Origin of the sequence: Salinispora sp. H7-4 (genome assembly GCF_013416675.1) — a bacterium.
Classification (GTDB): domain Bacteria; phylum Actinomycetota; class Actinomycetes; order Mycobacteriales; family Micromonosporaceae; genus Micromonospora; species Micromonospora vitiensis.
On sequence record NZ_JABZED010000071.1, the window covers coordinates 1 to 755 of the forward strand.

The 755-nt window shown below is 66.8% G+C and carries 2 pseudogenes; one reads left to right on the forward strand and one right to left on the reverse strand.

Going from position 1 to position 755, the window contains the following annotated elements:
• Positions 1–215: 215 nt before the first annotated feature.
• A pseudogene (locus H0524_RS23760) lies at positions 216–536 on the reverse strand (DUF4185 domain-containing protein); the annotation flags it as partial.
• Here H0524_RS23760 and H0524_RS23765 point away from each other — a divergent pair.
• Positions 520–755, forward strand: a pseudogene (locus tag H0524_RS23765) (M23 family metallopeptidase); the annotation flags it as partial. The pseudogenes H0524_RS23760 and H0524_RS23765 sit on opposite strands and share 17 nt — an antisense overlap.

Genomic DNA, 755 nt, shown 5'->3' on the forward strand with positions numbered 1-755 from the left:
TGTGGTCCCTTCCTCGAGACGGTCACCGGCCTTGGTCGCTGGCAGTCGGCTGGCAGCAACACGGAGCGGTCGGTGGGCGCGTCGATTCCTCGTTCGGGCACCGCCGATGGTGGTATTCGGGCAGGTACGGAGGACAGGCCACAACACCGGCCATTCGTGACCGGGCCGGCACTCCGCGACAACAACCGCCCTGGCGACGACGGGGCGGGTGCGGTTCAGACCGTGCCGACGAACTGGCTGACGTGGTAGGCGGTAGTCCTGCGGTCGGGTGTCCTGGTCCAGGTCGAGACCAGGAGGTGCAGGTCGTTGATGTGCCGACTGGACCACGGATGGATGAACCCGCCGTAGAGCCCGGGCTCCTGCCACGGGAAAATCTGCACCTTCTCCGCCGTCCAGGCCTGGTCCGGCCCGCCAGCCGTACGGGTGACGATGCAACCAGTGACGCAGTTGAGGTACGACATCACCCAGGTACCGTCGCGCTGCATCGTCCACATCTGGTACGGGTCGGTGTTGGTACCGTCGTTCCACCACTTCAGCGGAGCCGTTCTCCAACACGTAGGGGATGCCGAGGTCGGTGCCACCGACGGCGCCCCCGTACTCGCCTCCGCTGCCGGCACCGCCTACCGGCACTCGCAGCCGGGCGGCGCCAGCAACTACATCGTCATCGATCACGGTGGCGGGTGGCAGACCTACTACACCGGCAACTCCTTCGGCGCACACATCCACTACGAGCAGCTCCACAACGGGGTGGGGCA